17 protein-coding genes are annotated in these 19,235 nt (G+C 51.7%); 11 read left to right on the plus strand and 6 right to left on the minus strand.

Features of this window, described 5'->3' with window-relative positions; translation table 11 throughout:
- Positions 1 to 249 precede the first annotated feature (249 nt).
- Genes KNO71_RS03860 through KNO71_RS03875 form a run of 4 tightly spaced genes read right to left on the minus strand, consistent with a single transcriptional unit; the run spans position 250 to position 4,191 of the window.
- On the minus strand, positions 250 to 819 hold the full coding sequence (locus tag KNO71_RS03860; protein ID WP_214687315.1) for a hypothetical protein: 570 nt from the start codon (positions 817 to 819) through the stop codon (positions 250 to 252).
- 58 nt (positions 820 to 877) lie between these two features.
- On the minus strand, positions 878 to 2,536 hold the full coding sequence (locus KNO71_RS03865; RefSeq protein WP_214687316.1) for an FAD-dependent oxidoreductase: 1,659 nt from the start codon (positions 2,534 to 2,536) through the stop codon (positions 878 to 880).
- Positions 2,537 to 2,550: 14 nt separating this feature from the next.
- A complete protein-coding gene (locus KNO71_RS03870) occupies positions 2,551 to 3,837 on the minus strand; it encodes an arsenic transporter (RefSeq protein ID WP_214687317.1) in 1,287 nt (428 codons plus the stop codon).
- 36 nt (positions 3,838 to 3,873) lie between these two features.
- Complete coding sequence (locus KNO71_RS03875; protein WP_047794990.1) at positions 3,874 to 4,191, minus strand: ArsR/SmtB family transcription factor; 318 nt, start codon at positions 4,189 to 4,191, stop codon at positions 3,874 to 3,876.
- A gap of 197 nt (positions 4,192 to 4,388) precedes the next feature.
- Between KNO71_RS03875 and KNO71_RS03880 the strand changes: the two genes are divergently transcribed.
- From KNO71_RS03880 to KNO71_RS03915, 8 genes are all read left to right on the plus strand, one after another.
- Complete coding sequence (locus KNO71_RS03880) at positions 4,389 to 5,870, plus strand: SulP family inorganic anion transporter (RefSeq protein ID WP_214683708.1); 1,482 nt, start codon at positions 4,389 to 4,391, stop codon at positions 5,868 to 5,870.
- 69 nt (positions 5,871 to 5,939) lie between these two features.
- Positions 5,940 to 6,353 carry a universal stress protein gene (locus tag KNO71_RS03885; RefSeq protein ID WP_047794988.1) on the plus strand — a complete coding sequence of 138 codons (414 nt, stop codon included), beginning with the start codon at positions 5,940 to 5,942 and terminating at the stop codon, positions 6,351 to 6,353.
- Positions 6,354 to 6,466: 113 nt separating this feature from the next.
- Positions 6,467 to 6,673 carry a PLD nuclease N-terminal domain-containing protein gene (locus KNO71_RS03890; protein ID WP_214683707.1) on the plus strand — a complete coding sequence of 69 codons (207 nt, stop codon included), beginning with the start codon at positions 6,467 to 6,469 and terminating at the stop codon, positions 6,671 to 6,673.
- On the plus strand, positions 6,670 to 7,518 hold the full coding sequence (locus KNO71_RS03895) for an ABC transporter ATP-binding protein (protein ID WP_214687318.1): 849 nt from the start codon (positions 6,670 to 6,672) through the stop codon (positions 7,516 to 7,518). The genes KNO71_RS03890 and KNO71_RS03895 overlap by 4 nt, the downstream gene beginning before the upstream one ends.
- Entirely contained in the window at positions 7,518 to 8,276 is a 759-nt protein-coding gene (locus KNO71_RS03900) for an ABC transporter permease (RefSeq protein ID WP_214687319.1), read from the plus strand. The genes KNO71_RS03895 and KNO71_RS03900 overlap by 1 nt, the downstream gene beginning before the upstream one ends.
- 103 nt (positions 8,277 to 8,379) lie before the next feature.
- The gene (locus KNO71_RS03905; RefSeq protein WP_214687321.1) at positions 8,380 to 10,137 is read left to right on the plus strand and encodes a C39 family peptidase; all 1,758 of its coding nucleotides are present in this window, start codon (positions 8,380 to 8,382) and stop codon (positions 10,135 to 10,137) included.
- A gap of 191 nt (positions 10,138 to 10,328) precedes the next feature.
- Positions 10,329 to 11,552: an exo-beta-N-acetylmuramidase NamZ family protein gene (locus tag KNO71_RS03910; RefSeq protein ID WP_371815839.1), complete on the plus strand. Its 1,224-nt coding sequence runs from the start codon at positions 10,329 to 10,331 to the stop codon at positions 11,550 to 11,552.
- Positions 11,553 to 11,662: 110 nt separating this feature from the next.
- Positions 11,663 to 12,562, plus strand: a complete 900-nt coding sequence (locus KNO71_RS03915) for a CAP domain-containing protein (RefSeq protein WP_214687325.1) — start codon at positions 11,663 to 11,665, stop codon at positions 12,560 to 12,562.
- 87 nt (positions 12,563 to 12,649) lie between these two features.
- Here the strand turns inward: KNO71_RS03915 and KNO71_RS03920 are convergent, their stop codons facing one another.
- Positions 12,650 to 13,048 carry a hypothetical protein gene (locus tag KNO71_RS03920; protein WP_159562802.1) on the minus strand — a complete coding sequence of 133 codons (399 nt, stop codon included), beginning with the start codon at positions 13,046 to 13,048 and terminating at the stop codon, positions 12,650 to 12,652.
- Positions 13,049 to 13,192: 144 nt separating this feature from the next.
- Between KNO71_RS03920 and KNO71_RS03925 the strand changes: the two genes are divergently transcribed.
- Genes KNO71_RS03925 through KNO71_RS03935 form a run of 3 tightly spaced genes read left to right on the plus strand, consistent with a single transcriptional unit; the run spans position 13,193 to position 16,356 of the window.
- The gene (locus KNO71_RS03925; protein ID WP_214683703.1) at positions 13,193 to 14,125 is read left to right on the plus strand and encodes an ABC transporter ATP-binding protein; all 933 of its coding nucleotides are present in this window, start codon (positions 13,193 to 13,195) and stop codon (positions 14,123 to 14,125) included.
- A gap of 10 nt (positions 14,126 to 14,135) precedes the next feature.
- The gene (locus KNO71_RS03930; protein WP_214687327.1) at positions 14,136 to 15,269 is read left to right on the plus strand and encodes an ABC transporter permease; all 1,134 of its coding nucleotides are present in this window, start codon (positions 14,136 to 14,138) and stop codon (positions 15,267 to 15,269) included.
- Positions 15,256 to 16,356, plus strand: a complete 1,101-nt coding sequence (locus KNO71_RS03935) for an ABC transporter permease (RefSeq protein ID WP_214687329.1) — start codon at positions 15,256 to 15,258, stop codon at positions 16,354 to 16,356. Before KNO71_RS03930 ends, KNO71_RS03935 begins: the two co-directional genes overlap by 14 nt.
- Positions 16,357 to 16,395: 39 nt before the next feature.
- Here KNO71_RS03935 and KNO71_RS03940 read toward each other — a convergent pair whose 3' ends face one another.
- A complete protein-coding gene (locus KNO71_RS03940; protein WP_214687331.1) occupies positions 16,396 to 19,080 on the minus strand; it encodes an HD domain-containing phosphohydrolase in 2,685 nt (894 codons plus the stop codon).
- Positions 19,081 to 19,235: the final 155 nt, after the last annotated feature.

The raw sequence follows: 19,235 nt of genomic DNA on the forward strand, positions 1-19,235 counted from the left end.
CTAAAACATCAGATGGACACACCTGCAACGACCTGTGGTGGATGGTAACAGTCCACCAGCCTGAGAATCTATATGATCTGTCTCAGGAGGGGTGATGGCACACCCTCATCTGAAGGCTTGAGCAAAACAGAAATGGCCTGCGCTCGCACAAGCACTTCAGAATCCCACGGTTTTAATCGTGGGAGTGTCAAAACCTGTCTAAGAAATATGAACTAAAAAGACGGGTCCCACTCATCATCACAGGATCCGTCAAAGTTTATTCCATTCTTCGAGCGACTCCAAGTAGTGAAGATAGCTCATCTTGATTTCTTCATCTGTTAAGTCCGCCGGTAAGAGGGAACGTGGGACTAGACCTGTGAACTTGGCGCCTCCGACATGTGCAAAAATATAAGAGGCGACTTGCTCTGACATGTCTCTTGTCAAAAAACCGGTCACATACTTCCCATCCTTGCTCTCGAAGACGATGTCGAGTCGGCGACCTTCCTGTTCATCGATAATCAACTGGTTGTAAAGTCGATGTGCCTCATCTTTGTACTTGTATCTCATCCCGCGTCTCGCATTGTCATCAATCTCCCACTGATGGTCTTGTCGCTCTTTCGCCGTGAATATTTTCTCGAGCATTCTTGGGTCATCAATCGTTAAGCAACAAAAGATATGTTCATACGACAGTTGATCGTCGTTCACCAAGTCCATGATGTCCGTCTTCGGGATAATCTTTGCCTTGTAACGCACCATGACACGACGGACGACTTCTTCTTTGTCAAAAATGAGCCACTGCTTCCGTCGCTCAAACTTCTCATGTAACATCTTATACTTCATTCACTTCACCTCATTTCCAGCATATCAAAAACGACGCCCGCAAAGGACGTCGTCTTGCTTAGTTCCCGTATTTTTTGAACAACTGATAGTTCTTATTTCCACCTGACAAGTTGTACACGTCGGTGAATCCGAGGTTACGCAGCACGTTCTGGGCCGCGTTCCCCGTCACCCCACCGTTACAGTAGACGACGGTCGGTTTGTCCTTGTCCATGTCTTTCGCCACTTCCCGAAGGTTACCGAGTGGGACGTTGACCGCACAATCGACACACGCCTTCTCGAACTGTGCTGCTTTCCGCGTATCGATGATTTGCATGTCTTCCCCGGCATCGATTCGCGTCTGAAGCTCGGCCGGTGTGATGAGTCGCGCCGCCTTGTCGATACTGTTCGACAGCACCATCCCCGTATACATGACCGGGTCTTTCGTCGTCGAGAACGGCGGTGCGTAGGCGAGGTCGAGGTGGAACAAGTCGTCGACTTTCGCCTTGAGCGTGATGACCGTGACGAAGACGTCGATTCGTTTGTCGACTCCTTCGAATCCGACGATTTGGACGCCGAGCAATTGACGTGTCGCACGGTCCGCGACCGCTTTGATCGTCATATCTTTTCCACCCATATAGGCAGGCTTGTCCGGCTTCGTATTATGAAGCACCTCGATATCGTATCCGAGTTCGCGTGCTTCTTTTTCGGCCAGCCCCGTCTGTGCGACGGCAAGTCCGAACACTTTGAAGATGCCCGTGCCGAGGATGCCGCGATGCTCGAGATGACCGCCCGTGATGACGTCCCCAGCGGTCCGCCCCATCTTGTTCGCTGTCGAACCGAGCGGACGCCAAATCGGTTTGCCCGTCACGATTGAGAAGCTCTCCGCGACGTCTCCTGCCGCATAGACGTCTGGGATATTCGTTTCCATCCGCTCATTGACGACAATCGCACCCGTTTCACCTAGTGTGACTCCCATCTGCATGGCGAGCTCGACGTTCGGACGGACTCCCACAGACAAGATGACGAGGTCGGTCTCAATCGTCTTCCCACTCTCCGTGACGACCCGCTCGACATGTCCGTCGCCAACGAGTTCTGTCACGGTCTCCCCGAGCATGAGCTCGATTCCATTCTTCTCGAGGTGCTCCTCGACGCGACACGCCATGTCCTTGTCGAGTGGCGGCACCACTTGTGGTACACGTTCGATGATGGTCACGTCCACACCGCGAAGCTTCAACTGTTCCGCCATCTCTAGACCGATGAAGCCGGCGCCGATGATCGTCGCATGTTTCGGGTCTGTCGAATCGACGAAGGAGCGTGTCGCCTCGGCATGTTGGATGTTTCGAATCGGGAAGACATTGTCCGACTTCACCCCTGGAATCGGTGGGATGATGCTTGACGCACCCGTCGCGAGGACCAGGACGTCATAGGCGTCCGTGAACGTGTCACCTGTCTCTAAGTTTTCGACCGTCACCGTCTTCGCGTCTTTATCGACGGCTGTGACATTGTGACGTGTCATGACGTCGATGTTGTAACGCTTCTTGAAGAAGGCAGCGTCACGTGGCGTCAAGTCGTCACGAGACTCGACCTCTCCACCGACGTAGTATGGAATCCCACATCCCGAATACGAGATGTCGTAGTCCCGGTCGTAAATCGTAATCTGTGCGTCTTCGTTGTTCCGACGTGCTTTCGCCGCGACCGATGTCCCGGCAGCGACTGAACCGATGATGACTAGTTTCATATATAATCCACTCCTCAATAAAGTAATAAGCTGATATATAGACCGAGCAACGTGATAGCCAATGTCGGAATCGTCAAGATGATCCCGACTTTAAAGTACTGTCCCCAGCCGATTTTGACCCCTTTCGTACGAAGGACGTGGAGCCATAGAAGCGTCGCTAGCGACCCAATCGGGGTAATCTTTGGACCGAGATCGGAACCAATGACGTTCGCATAGATTAACGCTTCCCGAATCTGTCCGGTCGTATGCGTCAAGTCGATAGCGAGCGCATCAATCATGACGGTCGGCATATTGTTCATGACAGATGACAAGATGGCGGCCAAAAAGCCCATCCCGAACGTGGCACTGAAGGCGTTCACCGCGAACCAGTCGATAAAGTTTGCCAGTACTTGAGTGAGTCCGGCGTTTTGTAAACCGTAGACGACGATATACATCCCAAGCGAGAAGAAGACGATGGCCCACGGTGCACCTTTCACGACTTGAGTCGTCTGTACCGCTGACGAGCGATTCGCCATCACGAGGAAGAACAAGGCGATGACACCCGCGACGAGCGAAACGGGGATTTCAACTAAATCACTCGTGAAGTACCCGATGACCAGTAACCCGAGTACGACCCACGATAAGCGGAACATCGTATGGTCTTTAATGACGGACGAAGGTTCAGCCAACTGTGAGGCATCATATCGTTTCGGGATGTCTTTCTTGAAATATAGATACAAGACGAGCAGACTCCCCGCGACCGCGAACACGTTCACAAATACCATCCGCGCGGCGTACTCGGCGAAGCCGATATCAAAGAAGTCGGCTGAAACGATGTTGACGAGGTTCGAGACGATGAACGGGAGACTCGCCGTATCGGCGATAAATCCGGATGCCATGACGTATGCCAAGACGATCGCGTCCGGCAGTTTGAGAGCCCGGACCATCGCTAAGACGATGGGCGTCAAAATGAGCGCTGCCCCGTCGTTCGCAAACAAGGCCGCGACGAGGGCACCGAGTAACGTGATATAAACGAAGAGCTTCACGCCGCCACCTTTGGCGATTCGTGCCATATGTAAGGCGGCCCATTCAAAAAATCCAATCTCGTCTAAAATGAGCGAAATGATGATGATTGCGATGAAGGTGAACGTCGCGTTCCAAATGATGCCCCACACCGTTCCGACGTCATCAAGATTGACGACACCTGAAACGAGGGCGATGACGGCCATCCCCATCGCCGAGTAACCGATGCCGAGGCCTTTCGGTTGCTTAATGATGAGGAAAAGCGTCACAAGAAAAATTAAACTAGCAATCCACTGCACAATGAGTTCCTCCTATAGTCTCTATTGTCTCTCTCCTTACATCGCACAATCCGGCTCACAATCACAGCTCGGTTCGACGGTTTCTAGATTGGCTAACAAATCGGTGACGAGCGGATAAAAGGGGCTCGTCTCGTTCAATCGGTAATGAATCCACTGTTTGTCTCGACGTTCTAACAGTAGTCCCGCCTGACGTAACATTTTCAAATGACGGCTGATCGCCGGTTGCGAGATATCGAAACAGTCGACGAAACTACACGCACACTGCTCGCCTGCCTCCATTTGTTTCAACATCGTCAATCGGGTCGGATCCCCAAGCACCTTGAGCACCTTGCTCAATTCTTCAACGGCATACATCTTCTCCCCACCTTTCATATAACAAATTCGTTATATAACCTGTACGTTATGAAATTACCATAGTTTTATACGTGAAGCAATTGTCATTTTGGACTCAATTCGATATGATGAAACACGTTGAAAATGAACGGATTCCATTATTTTGATTTTCGTGAGACTCGAAAATCAAATCATTATAAATAGAAAGGTGTGTTCTTTTGGAAAGATTGAATACGTTGAAACATGAATGGTTCGGAAATGTCCGGGCCGACATTTTGGCCGGGATCGTCGTCGCCTTGGCGCTCATCCCGGAAGCCATCGCCTTCTCTCTCATCGCGGGAGTCAACCCGATGGTCGGGCTCTATGCCTCCTTTATTATCGCGATGATCATCTCCGTTGCCGGAGGTCGTCCGGCGATGATCTCGGCTGCGACCGGTGCGATGGCGCTCGTCGTCGTCTCGCTTGTCGCCGACCATGGGCTTCAATATTTACTGGCCGCTGGTATTCTGACCGGAATCATCCAAATCGTTCTCGGTTACCTCGGCATCGCCCGTTTGATGAAATTTATCCCGCGTGCCGTTATGGTCGGATTCGTCAACGCGCTCGCCATTTTGATTTTTCAGGCGCAACTCTCTAACTTTGAAGGAGAGAGCTGGATCATCTGGGCAATCGTCGCCGCCTCGCTCGCCATCATCTTCTTGTTCCCACGTGTGACGAAAGCCATTCCGGCACCGCTCGTCGCCATCGTCGTCATGACGGTCCTCGCAATCACGCTTGGACTCGACACGAAAAACATCGGGGATATGGGAACGATCTCAGCGACGCTTCCAGACTTCTTGTTCCCAGATGTGCCATTCACGCTCGAGACACTCATGATCATCTTGCCGTACTCGATTTCACTCGCCTTCGTCGGCTTGATCGAGTCGCTCTTGACGGCTCAAATCGTCGATGACATGACAGGAACGGACTCGAACAAAAACCGCGAATCGCGCGGACAAGGCATTTCGAACATCGTCGCCGGATTCTTCGGTGGGATGCCAGGATGTGCGATGATCGGACAATCGGTCATCAACGTCTCGTCTGGTGCCCGTGGTCGACTCTCGACATTCACAGCCGGACTTGCCCTCTTCATCATGATCATGACGATCAGTGACGTATTGATGCTGATCCCGGTCGGCGCGCTCGTCGGGGTCATGTTCTTCGTCTCGTACGCGACGTTCGATTGGGGTTCGCTCAAAGCGATGCGTACCGCACAAAAGTCGGACACGGTCGTCATGCTCGTCACGGTACTTGTCACCGTCTTCACGCATGACCTCTCTCTCGGAGTGTTCGGTGGAATCTTGACGGCTGCCATCTTGTTCGCCGCTAAAATCTCGAAAATCGACCTCGGTCGAAGCGTCACGTCCGACCGCGCCGACTATACGGTTAACGGACAGCTCTTCTTCGCCTCGACGTCTGAATTCGTCAATCAGTTCGATGTGGCAGAAGACGCGGAAGCGGGGATCAAACACGTCACGATCGATTTTGCGAACACGCATCTGTGGGACGACTCGGCCATCGGCGCCATCGACAAGGTCGTCTTCAAATATCGCGAAGTCGGCATCGAACCCGAATTGCTCAACTTGAACAAAGACTCGGAAAAACTGCTCAACACGCTCGCCCTTCACTTGAAGCAACAAGACGCGAACGCAGGGCACTGATTCACCGTTCCCCCGACTCGTGAAATCACCTATACTAAAAGTAGAATGTGCGAAAGAGGAGGAGTTTTCATGGGAAAGGTATTTTTAGCGGCAGACGGTTCTGCCCACTCGAAACGTGCGCTAGAAAAAGCGATTCAGCTCGCAAAGGCGTCAAATGCATCGATTGACATCGTGCACGTCATCAGTGCGAAGGAATCGAAAGAAGCGGCCCTCAATTCGACAGGGAAAATCGACTTGGAGACGAAGCGAAAGCAAATGCTCAAGCCACTGTTCGATTTGACGGAAGCAGAAGGCATTGCCTACGAATATATCGAACTTCGTGGGGAGCCGGACGTCGAGCTCGTCAAATATGCGAACCATGAGCCATATGAATACGTCGTCGTCGGATCACGTGGATTGAACACGTTCCAAGAGTTCGTGCTCGGTAGCGTGAGTCATAAACTGGCCAAACGAGCTCTCGCTCCTGTCATCATCGTGAAATAACGCATCGTCCCCATCTCCGGCGTGAGATGGGGATTTTTTCGTGTCACATACAGGGGACATACCGTGCATGTAGAATGTTTTAAAGACAGCTAATTCAAAAGGAGGTTCTCGCGATGGACATCGCAAATGACCCGAATACACTTTTTCTCATCTTACTACCTGTTTTGATTTTGCAACTCATCCTGCTCGTCGTCGCCTTGATTGACTTGTTCAAACGCGACGTGACGAACGGTCCGAAATGGGTATGGCTTCTCGTCATCGTCTTCATCAACATACTCGGCCCAATCATCTACTTCTTATGGGGGCGGACACCGCGATGAAGGTCACGCATGTAACGAAAAAATTCGACTCCTTCACGGCGCTCGATGATGTCAGTTTCGAATTACGACCCGGCTGCACGTCTCTCCTTGGGGAAAACGGTGCCGGGAAGACGACGCTTTTGAACTTGCTCGCCCGCGTCACCCACCCGACAAGTGGCGATATGACCGGACACGAACGCATTCGGATCGGCTATTTGCCTCAGCGCCCGGCCCTCTATCCATCGTTGACACCCGTCGAGACGATTCGGTATGCCGCTGAATTGACGGGGACCAAACATGTCGATCCGATTCAACTATTGAAACGGGTCGGGCTCGAACCGGTCGACCGTCCGGCAACGAACTTATCGGGCGGGATGCGACAGCGACTCGGGATTGCCCAAGCGCTCGTGCATGACCCGGAACTCTTACTGCTCGATGAACCGGTCTCCGCACTCGACCCACGCGGTCGACGCGAAGTGCTCGATCTGTTGAGTGACTTGAAACGTGAGCGGATGATCCTGTACTCGACGCATGTCCTACCGGATGCTGAAGAAGCGAGCGACTGGGTGCTCTTGCTTCGCCAAGGCAAATTGCTTATGGAAGGGACCGTGACCGACCTACTCGGTTCGAAGTCGACCATCGAGTTGCGTCTCTTTGATGATCAGACGAGTGAAGCAGACTGGGCACAGTTAGAAGGCGTGGCCCGGACAACGAAACGGGGTTCCACGTGGACGTTTGAGTCAACGGACCGGAATCTCGCCGAACGGGCGATTTTGCGGCGTGTCCTGGAACGGAACGTCACCATACAATCGCTACACGTCGGCCATCCGTCACTCGAGTCCCTGTTCTTGGAGGTGAATGCCTGATGCGTACCGCAATCTTCAAACAGGAATGGCGAGAGTCATGGTCGAACAAGCGGCTCATATGGATTCCAATCGTTCTCATGCTCCTTGCCTCGATGCAACCGCTCACGCTCTATTTCTTACCGGATATCCTCGCCTCCGGCGGCAACTTGCCGGACGGCGCCGTCATCGAGCTCCCGACGCCGACACCAGAAGAAGTATTGATTTCAGTCAGTGAACAGCTCCGTCAAATCGGACTTCTCGTCGTCTTGTTGTCGGCGATGCACACGTTCAGTCATGAGCGGACGAACGGGACGCTCGCCTGGCTCAAATCGTTACAGATTCCGACGTCTCGCATCGTCGTCAGCAAATGGGCCCATTACGTCCTCTTGACGGTCGGTGGCCTCTTACTCGCCCAATTAGCGGCGGCGTACTATACGGTCATTCTTTTCGAGCCGTTTGATGTACCCGCATTTCTCGTCTCGACGGCACTTCTCGTCTGTCATTTCGTCGTTCAGCTCTCCATCTTCATTCTCCTCGCTGCCATAATTGAGAGCGGGGTCGTCGCGGTCGTCTTGACGCTCGGTCTCCATTTCGTCATGTCGCTCCTCATCGGATGGGTCGACCTCGATTGGATGCCATGGATGCTCGGTCCACAATCGAGCCAGGTGCTCCTGACCGAAGTGGATCTCGTGTGGCCACTCGTGACGGGAACCGTTGTCGTTCTCCTCTCCCTTTTCGTGGCATCGAAACGACTTCGATTCATGAGTCATTCGGCGTAAACGTCTGACCTCACAAATGATTCATTTGCCACTATCTTCCCTTGGATAAAAATGGTTATATTATTTTATATAGCATTTTTTGAAAATCGGGAGGCTTACTCATATGAAGTGGAAGACAACTACCCTATTTAGTTTAATTGCCGGCACCCTCCTTACCTCTCCCCTTCTGACACATGCGGAAGGTTCATTCCAACAGACGGAGAATGGCATCGTCTATACGTCGAGTGACGGGACGGTCTTGACGGAATGGCAAGAAATCGACGGCCATACATACTATCTGAATGAAGATGGCATGTTCCTCACAGGTTGGCAGGAAATCGAAGGGGCTACCTATTACTTTGAGACAGACGGTCGACTCGTCACGGGTGCTTACGCGATTGACGGCACGACATACACGTTTGACGAGAACGGAAAGCTACTCACCGGCTGGCAGGAACGGGACGGTCTCGTCTACTATTACGATGAGACCGGTCAACCCGTCACGGGATTCCAGACGATCGCCGGCAAGCGATATTACTTCAACGAGGATGGGGTCCGTCTCTCGGGATGGCAGCAGCTTGGTGACGCCAAGCATTATTTCTTCCCAGACGGCACCATCCGTACAGGGATGTATACGATTGACGGCAAGAAATATTATTTGATGGAGCAAGGGAAGATGGCGACCGGATGGCAGACGATCGGCACACGTCGCTATTACTTCGGGGATGACGGGGTGCGTCGCCAAGGACTCGCCCGGATCGGTGACAAGATGTACGGTTTCCATCCCACTTACGGATACCGCCTCGAAGGACTCTATCGCATCAACAATCGACACTATTTGTTCGGAAAATACGGCGACCGCAAGTATGGGCTACAGCGAATCGATGGTGTCATGTATGGATTCCATCCGACGTACGGGTACCGACTAGAAGGTGTCCATAAACTAAATGCACGTGTCTATTCATTCGATGCATACGGACGACGCGAGTATGGGTTCCAAACGGTCGATGGGAAGAAGGTCGGATTCCACCCAACCTACGGATACCGGCTACAAGGGAAATTCCGATTGGATGGGAAGACGTATCACTTCCACTCGACGGGTGTCCCCGAGAAAGGATGGAAATATACGACCCAGTACGAGTATTACGCTCCCGCGTTGACGAAGAAGACGGATTGGCAAGCCATCGACGGCAAGTGGTATTACTTTGACACGTATGGAAAGATGTATCAAAACCGTCGTGTCGGCAACGCCTCGTTCGATGCGCGGGGCGCCTATTCTCAGGCACTGTCCATCTATAAGATGAGCGTCCCACTCTATCGTCAGTTCCCGATGGGCTATCCGTCCGGCTGCGAGTTCTTCTCCCTCAAGATGGCGCTTGAAGAGAAAGGTCGTGCCGTCAGCGCCTCGACCTTATATAACGAGATGCCAAAGAGCATGTGGAACGCGCGTTATGAGAACCGTCTCTATCGCTGGGTCGACCCGAACGTCATGTTCACGGGAGATCCGAAAGGGACGCTCGGCAAATATAAGAACTACGGGATTTATCCGAAAGGCATGGTCGGATTCGCCAGCAAATATCGTCCGGTGAAAGACTTGTCCAACCAAGGCCTCGGCTCGATCGAGCGCGAACTGTCGATGGGTAACCCGGTCATCGTCTGGGCGAGCGTCGACTTCAACAAACCGTACGGCTACTTCAACTGGTACACCGCTTCGAACAAGAAGTTCACCGGCTACGTCAACTATCACGTCATGTTGGCAACCGGCTATGACAAATCAAACTTGTATATCAACGACCCATATCGTGGACGCTTGGTCATCCCGAAATCAAAAGTGAGCGCCGTCATGAGCGCGACCGGATGGAAAGCGCTCGCGGTCAGATAAGTAAGAAGGAACGTGCCTTTAATCGAAGGGCACGTTTTTTGTGTGCGATTAGGAGAATAGTACGAAATCAAGAAATATAAATTCCTATTTTTATGATTAAATATTGAAATTTAATTTCCGGATGGTACACTCCTGTTAAGAAATTGAAGCGCTTACATGAATTAAAGGAGGAACTTCTGATGAAAAAATGGATGGGTGGTATGGCCGCGTTGACGATCCTCACGACTTCCATCGTCTGGTTGGATGCCGATGCGAAGTCTGAACCGAAAAAACCAAAGGTCGAACTCGGGGTCGACCGGTTGATGGAAAACCCGGAAATCTTGAAAGGAAAACGGGTCGGACTGATCACGAATCCGACCGGGATCAACGCGGAACGTACGAGCATCGTCGACCTGTTCGACCAGTCCGATGACTTCGAATTAACGGCACTGTACGGACCGGAACACGGCGTTCGAGGAGACGCCCAAGCCGGGTCGACCGTCAGCTCCTACATCGATGACGTGACGGGATTGCCTGTATATAGCCTATATGGTGCCACGAAGAAACCGACGGCTGAGATGCTACAAGATGTCGACGTGCTCGTCTTTGACATCCAGGATGTCGGGACACGCTACTATACGTATATCTATACGATGGCGTATGCGATGGAAGCCGCTGCCGAGAACGATATTCCGTTCGTCGTCCTCGACCGTCCGAACCCACAAGGTGGGCTTCGCGTCGACGGTCCGGTGCTCGACCCGGACTACTCCAGCTTCATCGGTCTCTATCCGATTCCATTAAAGCATGGGATGACCGTCGGAGAACTCGCGCAACTGTTCAACACCGAGTATCAGATTCAAGCCGACCTCGAAGTCGTCAAAATGAAAGGATGGAAACGTTCGATGATGTATGAGGACACGGGCCTCCCGTTCGTCATGCCGTCCCCGAACATGCCGACGACCGACACGGTCAACGTCTACCCTGCGACCGGATTGTTTGAAGGGACGAACCTATCCGAGGGTCGCGGGACGACGAAACCGTTTCAGCTGATCGGCGCGCCGTATATAAAAGCGCATGACTATGCGAATAAGCTGAACGAACTCGAGTTGCCGGGTGTCGCCTTCCGGGCCGCCTCGTTCACTCCGACGTTCTCCAAGCATGCGGGCAAACTGACGCACGGGGTTGAGGTGTATGTCACCGACCCGGTTCGATTCGAATCGACGCGAACCGGGATCGCGATGATTCAAACGGCTCATGACATGTATCCGGACGACTTCGAATTTTTAGCGAACGACTTCATCACGAAACTGACAGGAAACGCCTACGTGAAAGACATGATTCTCGAGGGAGCCCCGCTTAAAGACATCCTTTCGAAAATCGAGAACGAGCGGGACGCCTTCCTCCCGATTCGAAAAGAGTATTTGCTGTATAAATGAAGCGAGGATGGGCTCACGAAGAGTCCATCCTTTTTGTAATGAAATGGTAAAACCAAAAATCACCCAAACAATATAGAATATAGGGAGTCCCACAAAAGGAGTCGATTCCATTGAAGAAGCATCTCTCTCTACTACTCACCATCATTCTGACACTCGGTGTGATTGGATCACCACTCTCTATTAGCCCTGTCCAAGCCTATTACGAGACATCAATCAATACGACCGGTTACGTGACGACCATCAGTCAGCTCAATGTCCGGCAATCGCCTTCTTTGAGCGCGAAACGACTTGCGCTCATCCCACGAGACGGTTCGATGCGTGTCCGAACATCGTTCCAGTTGGACGGCGTGCGTTGGTATAAGATTCAATGGGGCAGCGGTTACGCTTATCTGCCTGCCAAGTATGTCCGCTTGTCCACTGCTGAGGTGAAGTTCACGAAACCGACGTACGTCAAACCGTCGAGCGTTTATTTGAAATCGCGTCCGCTCACGACCTCATCAAACGTCAAGTTCGTCCGACAAGGCACCGAACTCGAGACCGTGTCATATCGCTATACCGGCACATCGCGATGGTATAAGGTGCGTTACGGTTCATACACGGGGTACATCCTCGCCAACCATGTCAGCTTCACGTCGCCCGTCAATGTGTTGACCGAGACGAACAAAGAACGAGATGCTGCCGGCCTCTCTCTTCTCGCCGCTTCGAGTGAGGCGAACCGTGTCGCTCAAGTCCGTGCCGATGAGATGGCGCGTACGGGTCAATTCTCACACACGCTCAAGGAGAACGGCACACCCGGGGACACGTTAGACGCTTACCGTGTCCTATATCGGGGCTGGGGAGAGAACATCTATAAAGGATCGAGCGACCCGGTCCGGGCGGTCGATGCGTGGATGAACAGTAGTGGTCATCGTGCGAACATCTTGAATGCGAATTATACGCACCTCGGGATCGGCAAAGCGACCGATGCCCAAGGGTCGACCATCCATGTTCAAATCTTTTTAACGAAATAACCGCTGAAGGGACAGTCACGTCGTGGCTGTCTTTTTGTTCGGCAAAACAAAAAGCGGATTTGCATCCGCTCTTGAACCTGACACTCCTTATATCTCATGCTCTTTCACGAGCACACGAAAACGCGGTCGGACGGTCAATTCGATTGACGTCACGGTCCGCTTTCGATCTTCAGCTAGGACGATCAACAACTCTGCGTGGTCTCGCCGGTCTTCTAAAATCTCGACCTTGCTGACGGTACGGAGCAGTTGATAGTATACAAGCTCCCCGTCCCCACCTTTAATATTGATTTCAAACTCGTGATAGCTCGGGGATATTTTAAAGTAGAACGTCTCTCCATGCTTATTCGTGAAACGAAAAATCGACTCATCATAATAGAACGGGAGTGTCGAATCCATTCGTTTCGGTTCGACTGTACAAAACGCAGAAAGCACGATTTCGTCTGGGAACAATGCCCCCTCTTGTTTATTGAATTGCCATCCTTTCATCCAAATCCCTCATTTCGACACTATAATTATCTGAATAATTAGATTATTGCACATTTCATGCGTTCCGGACAGGTAAATTCGTGACAATCCTCGAACACCTTTGTGTAGAACGAGGAATATTTCATATGCGAAAGGAGTATCACGATGTTCATTATCTCGCTCGACCATGTCACGAAACGGTTCGGGGATACGATCGCCTTGAACGACCTCAGTCTGAACGTGCAAGCAGGCGAACTGTTCGGGTTGCTCGGACCGAATGGTGCCGGGAAGACGACCGCCATTTCGGTCATGTTGAATCTGTATGAGGCGGACTCCGGTTCGATTCACATTTTTGGAAAAGCGATGCCAAAAGACGAACTGGCCATCAAACGCCGCGTCGGGATCGTGCCGCAACACGTCTCCGTCTATGACCAGCTGACCGTCTATGAGAACATCCAATTTTTTGCGGAGCTGTATGGCTTCAGTCCGAAAGAAGCGAAACAAAAGACCGAGGCCGCGCTCCACTTCGTCGAGCTCGATGCCCATCAAAAGAAACGCCCGCCCGAACTGTCCGGCGGTCTCCTCCGTCGCCTCAATATCGCCTGTGGCATCGTCCATGAACCCGAACTCATCTTCATGGATGAACCGACCGTCGCCATCGATCCGCAGTCGCGAAATACCATTCTAGAGAACATCCGCGAACTGAATCGCCGCGGTGCCACCATCATCTATACATCTCATTACATGGAAGAAGTCGAACTCCTCTGTGACCGGATCGCCATCGTCGATGAAGGAAAGATCATCGCCGAAGGGACGCAGGACGAACTGAAAGACCGTGTCATGACGCTCGAGACGGCCCGGATCAAAGTCGATGCGCTCACACCTCACTTGCTCGAACGACTCGATGCACTCGACCACGTTCAAAAAGTGGAGTATGAAGAGCCGTACATCGAGGTGTCGTTAGACAAGGACACGCCGCTCGCCCCGCTCCTTGAGACGCTCCATCAAGAACATGTCCATTTCACTTCCATCACGGTCGACCGTCCTTCCCTCAATACCGTCTTTTTGGCATTGACGGGGAAGACGCTTCGGGAATAGGAGGGGCGTCATGTGGACCTTCATCAAATATGATGTGAAACAGCGACTACGGGACCGCGCCACCCTCTTTTGGATGCTCATCTTTCCGCTCATCCTCATCTTCGGACTAGGGACGATGCTGTCTGCCGTCTTCAGTGACACGTTCAAACTGCCGGTCACGAATGTCGCCTACGTCGAATCGTCGACCGACCAGTATCGCGAGCCACTCGAGACCTTTTTAAAAGAAGAAGACATTCAAGCTTTCATCCGACTCGTTCCATACGCTGACCTCCCATCTGCCGAACAAGGTGTGAACGATGGCGATGCCGACGTCATACTGCAACTCGACGGACCTGACATCACGCTCTTCTATGAGGAACCGACGACGGTCGAGTTCGACGTCCTCGATGCCATCCTCGGTCAGTATACAGCCATCGCCAATCAACAGATCACACTCGCTGAAGCAGGCGTGTCGGCCCCATATGTGAATGAGGCTTGGCTCGATACGGAAAGTGTCGACTTGGCAGGACGTACCCCGACCTCGCTCGAGTATTTCACCGTCACGATTTCAATCATGACGGCATTGTTCGGGTCGTTTTATATCACATCGATGGCACGAGAAGAGCAACCGAATACAGGCAGCTATTTGCGCATCCAAGCGGCACCCGTCCGAACGGTCGAGTATCGACTTGCGCGGACGTTCAGTCGCTACGTCATCATCTTGTTGCAGCTCATCCTCTTGTTTTGGTTCAGCCATTTCGTCTATCGCACATTCGACTTGGCGAACGTACAGTTCGGCTATCTGATTCTGTCTTGGCTCGCCTTGACCGCGTACGGGGTCGCCATCGGATTTCTGATTGTCAACTTGCCGAAGTTGAGCGCGACGACAAAGGATGCGATCGTCAACGGCTTCGTCGCCATCCTCATGATTCTATCCGGTGGCTACGTCCCCGGTTTTGACCAAGTGACACTGAACTACGCGCCGTGGGCCGCTTACGTGTTCATGCCGATCTTTATGCGGGACGGGATGCTAGCCGTGCTCCTGCGGGAAGGGGACATGAATCTGTATTGGCAAAGCCTCGGATTGCTCGGGATTCATCTCCTTGTCTTGATCGCATTCAGCTACATTCTCTCGAAAGGAGTGAAGCGTCATGGTACTCATTAGACATGTGGCCAAACGGATGCTTCGAAAGAAAGGACTGTGGGTGTTCACCTTCGTGTCGATGTTCGGTTTCGCGCTCATCCTCTCCTTCGTCGGTGGTACGTCCAGTTTGAACGCATCCATCGGGATTGTCGACCGGGATGGTGGACTCCTCGCCGAACGTCTCATTGACGAGGCCGAACGATTTGGTCGGGTCACATTGCTCGAATCGAGCACGGAGGATGTCTTGTTAGAAGGAGAAGATATCGTCCTCATCATTCCAGAAGACTTCACGGAACAGGCGTTCACAGGAGACATGCCTCGCCTCTCCTTCTCCGCGATCGCTGGGAGTGATGCCTCGTTAATTGAGCAGGCGCTGAACGGTCACCTGTCCCGCGAACGTCAACTGCTCGAAGCGAGCGGCTACGATAAAGCGACGTTCGAACAGCTTGCATCCATTGAGACGGCGAACGGTTACACACTTTCAAGTGAACCTTTTCAGGAAAGTGTCGCCACGACCGCTCGGACACAAGCCTTCTTCGGTCTGTTGTCGTTCATCATGATGTCGACCTTTCTCCAGTTCATCCCCATGTTTGTCGCAGACGACCGGGACGAGAAGATTTATGCGCGGTTGTTTGCCTCACCGGTGACACCACGGCGTTACTTCGCCTTCCTGCTCCTCGCCTTTTATCTCGTCGGCTTCGTCTACGTGATGCTGTTGATTGGTGTGAGCCTCGCTCTATATGGTCAGGACGTATGGACACATCTTCCGACCGTTTTCGCCTTGTTTTCTTCCTATTTGCTCGTCTGTCTGGCACTCGGTGGTCTCATCGCCGTCTTTGCGACGAATCGGGAGAAGGCGAACATCTTTCAAATCTCGGTCACGATGGCATCCGCTATCACCGGTGGGGCATTCATCAGCCTCCTTTGGTTACCGGATTCATTGAAACTCGTCGGTCGTTTCTTGCCGACCTATTGGTTAAATAACGGTGTCATCACGATGTATGAGGGACAGTTCCCGTATCCCTCCATCCTTGTCATGATTGGCATGACCGGAGTCGTCTTCCTCCTCACCATCCTCGTGTTGAAGAAACGACCCCTAACCGTCTAATACAAAAGCGAGCCCCCCACATTCAGGAGGACTCGCTTTTTATTGTTGAAGTGTAGGTACGACTTTTTCAAAGAAGACGTCGACGAGAGATGGATCGAACTGTTTCCCTGCCTCTTGTTTGATGATGGCAAGTGCCTCGTCAATCGTCTTCGCCTGTCGATACGGTCGCCCCGTCACCATGACATCGAACGTATCGGCGACGGCGATAATTCGCGAGGCGAGCGGGATGTCATAATCACTCAAGCCTTTCGGGTACCCTTTACCGTCCCAACGTTCATGATGCGCCAAGACAATCTCGGACAAGGCGACATATTCGGGTACCGTACTCAAAATATTGTAACTGATTTCCGGATGGCGCTTGATTTCATACCATTCCGATTCGGTCAACGCGCCAGGTTTATCTAAAATGTCATTACTGATTGCCACTTTTCCGATATCGTGTAAAATGGCGGCCGTTCGAATCTCATTCACTTCGGCACTCGTGAAGCCCATCGCTTCCGCAAGTTTCCCCGCTAAATTGGCGACCCGTTGAGAATGCGCTTCTTCGCGCGGAATCTTCTCATAAAGCGTGCGCATGATGATTTGGATGGAATGGTGGCGTCGACTCTGCTTTTCAGAAACCTTATGGTGATACATCCGATCTTCCGCTAAGTTGAACACCTCGGTCAATTCGACATTCGAGTCATGCTTGACCGCTTCACCGAACGATGCGGAAATCGGTAACCCTTCTACCGTCTGTTCGTGGAAGAGACGACCGAGACGGTCCGACAGTTGTTTCGCCTCATCGAGCGTCGTATTCGGGGAGATGACGACGAACTCATCGCCTCCGACTCGGGCCACTTCATCTTTCGCGCGCAATTCATTTCGTAAAATATTCGCCGCTTCGACGAGCAACTGATCTCCGACCAAGTGTCCGAACGCATCGTTCGTGAGTTTCAGACCATTGATATCGATGACGATGAGTGTGAGCGGATAAAAATGCTCATCATCATAGCGCTCCAGCGCCTCTTCAAAGTAACGTCGGTTTTTAATACCCGTCAATTGATCGTGATAACTGAGATATTCAATCTCTTTCTCATATGTTTTCTTCTCCGTGACATCTCCGATATAACCGTGCCATAAGACATGTCCTTCCGCAATCTTCTCCGGACGAGATGACCCGAGAATCCAGACGGTTCGTCCGTCCTCGCTCAACACACGAAATTCCGCGTCCCAAATCGTTAAATTACGATACGATTCATCAATCGATTGCATGACATGCGGATAATCGTCCGGGTGCATCCGCCGGAAGACAAGACTCGCATCTCTCTGTACCTCTTCTGCCGAAATCCCTAACATATCTTCAAAGCCCCGGCTAAAGAACGGGAAGTTGAAGCTTCCGTCAGGCAACAATTCAAATTGATAGATGGCACCCGGGATTTGGTCGGATAGTTTCGTCAAGAGGCGGTCCCGATCGGCCAATTTTTCTTCCAATTGGACTCGGTCTGTCACGTCCTTGGCGACCGCATAAATGTAATCCCCTTGAAGTTTACAATGCCACTCGATTGAGCGGTACGTATCGTCGATTGTCCGGAAGCGGTTGACGAATCGGAACAACTCGCCACGTTCTTCAAGCTCCGCAAATCCTGCTTCCGTGATCACCTCATCGTCCGGGTGAATCAGACTAAGAAAATCGATATTCTCCAACTCATCAAGCGAAAACCCTAACACGCGCTCCCACGTATCGTTCAAGTGAAGCACTTGCCGTGTGTTGAAGGCCATGATGCATTCCAAGTCGAGCGTGCCAAATCCATCGAACATTGATTTCTTCGTCTCACCCACTTGATGATCGGCTTTCGTCAATTGCTGAAGTACATGGACGAGGTACAACTCGACGAGACCGAGGCGGTTCGCTTGTTTCCCTTGCTCCATCACAATCGTCAAATCCCCATACAAGACGCCGTCTTTTTCGATTTTAAATAGAACGACTTCTCCAAGTGAAAAAATTCGAAGTAGATTTTTGATGAGCCGTTTCGGCAGCGCGCCATCAATCAGTGGGTCAATCCCATCAAAGACACGAGGATTCGATTGTTTGAACAGGTCACGCCGCTGATCCGTCATCGGCCATTTCCTTCCGACCGGATGAAATCCAAGGATATCGAGACTTCTTTCTAACATCTCGTCAATGCCGGATAAGGCGACGGTCGTGTAGGACTCTCCATCATTCTCCATTAAATTGAGCGCGACCGCCTTCGCTCCCGTGAAGTCACGAATCTGGTCGAGGAATTGTTGATTCATCAATAAATCGCTACCCGTCGAGACGAAGCGATGGGAGACGTTGACGAGCTGCTTCAACGCATTGTTTTCTTGTACATGTCGGGTGATGTCATGGAACATGACCGATACGAATCCTTGGCGTTCACTGAACACGGACATCTCGAACCATGACTTGTTGCGCCGAGAGAAGTGTTCAAACGTCACCGTTCCACCTTCGTTGACGACGTGTGCCACTTGAATCATCCACTCCCGCTCACTATATTCAAAGTCCTTTAAGGCGCTTGATACTTTCTTCCCGATGAAGTGTTTTCGCTTCCCCTTCATGATTTTCTCAAAGGCAGGATTCACTTCAAAGAATTCATAGTCGATCGGCTCCGAAGCGTCGTCGTAAATCACTTTAAACTCGACGTAGCCTTGGGGCATATAACGCAACAATGTGTCGTATGAAGAATGATGGGGGTTTGTCACGTCACTTCCTCCTCAGCAAATAAAATCTCCACTCAGTTTACCTCATTTGTGATAGATTCCCTATTTTTTCCGAACTCATTCCCAACTTTTTTTTTAAAGTTTTCGTAAAGTGAAAGTTCTTCCCTTGCCCCATCCCCTCACCTTTGTTAGACTGA

The organism is Exiguobacterium sp. s163, assembly GCF_018617135.1.
Lineage (GTDB): Bacteria > Bacillota > Bacilli > Exiguobacteriales > Exiguobacteriaceae > Exiguobacterium > Exiguobacterium profundum.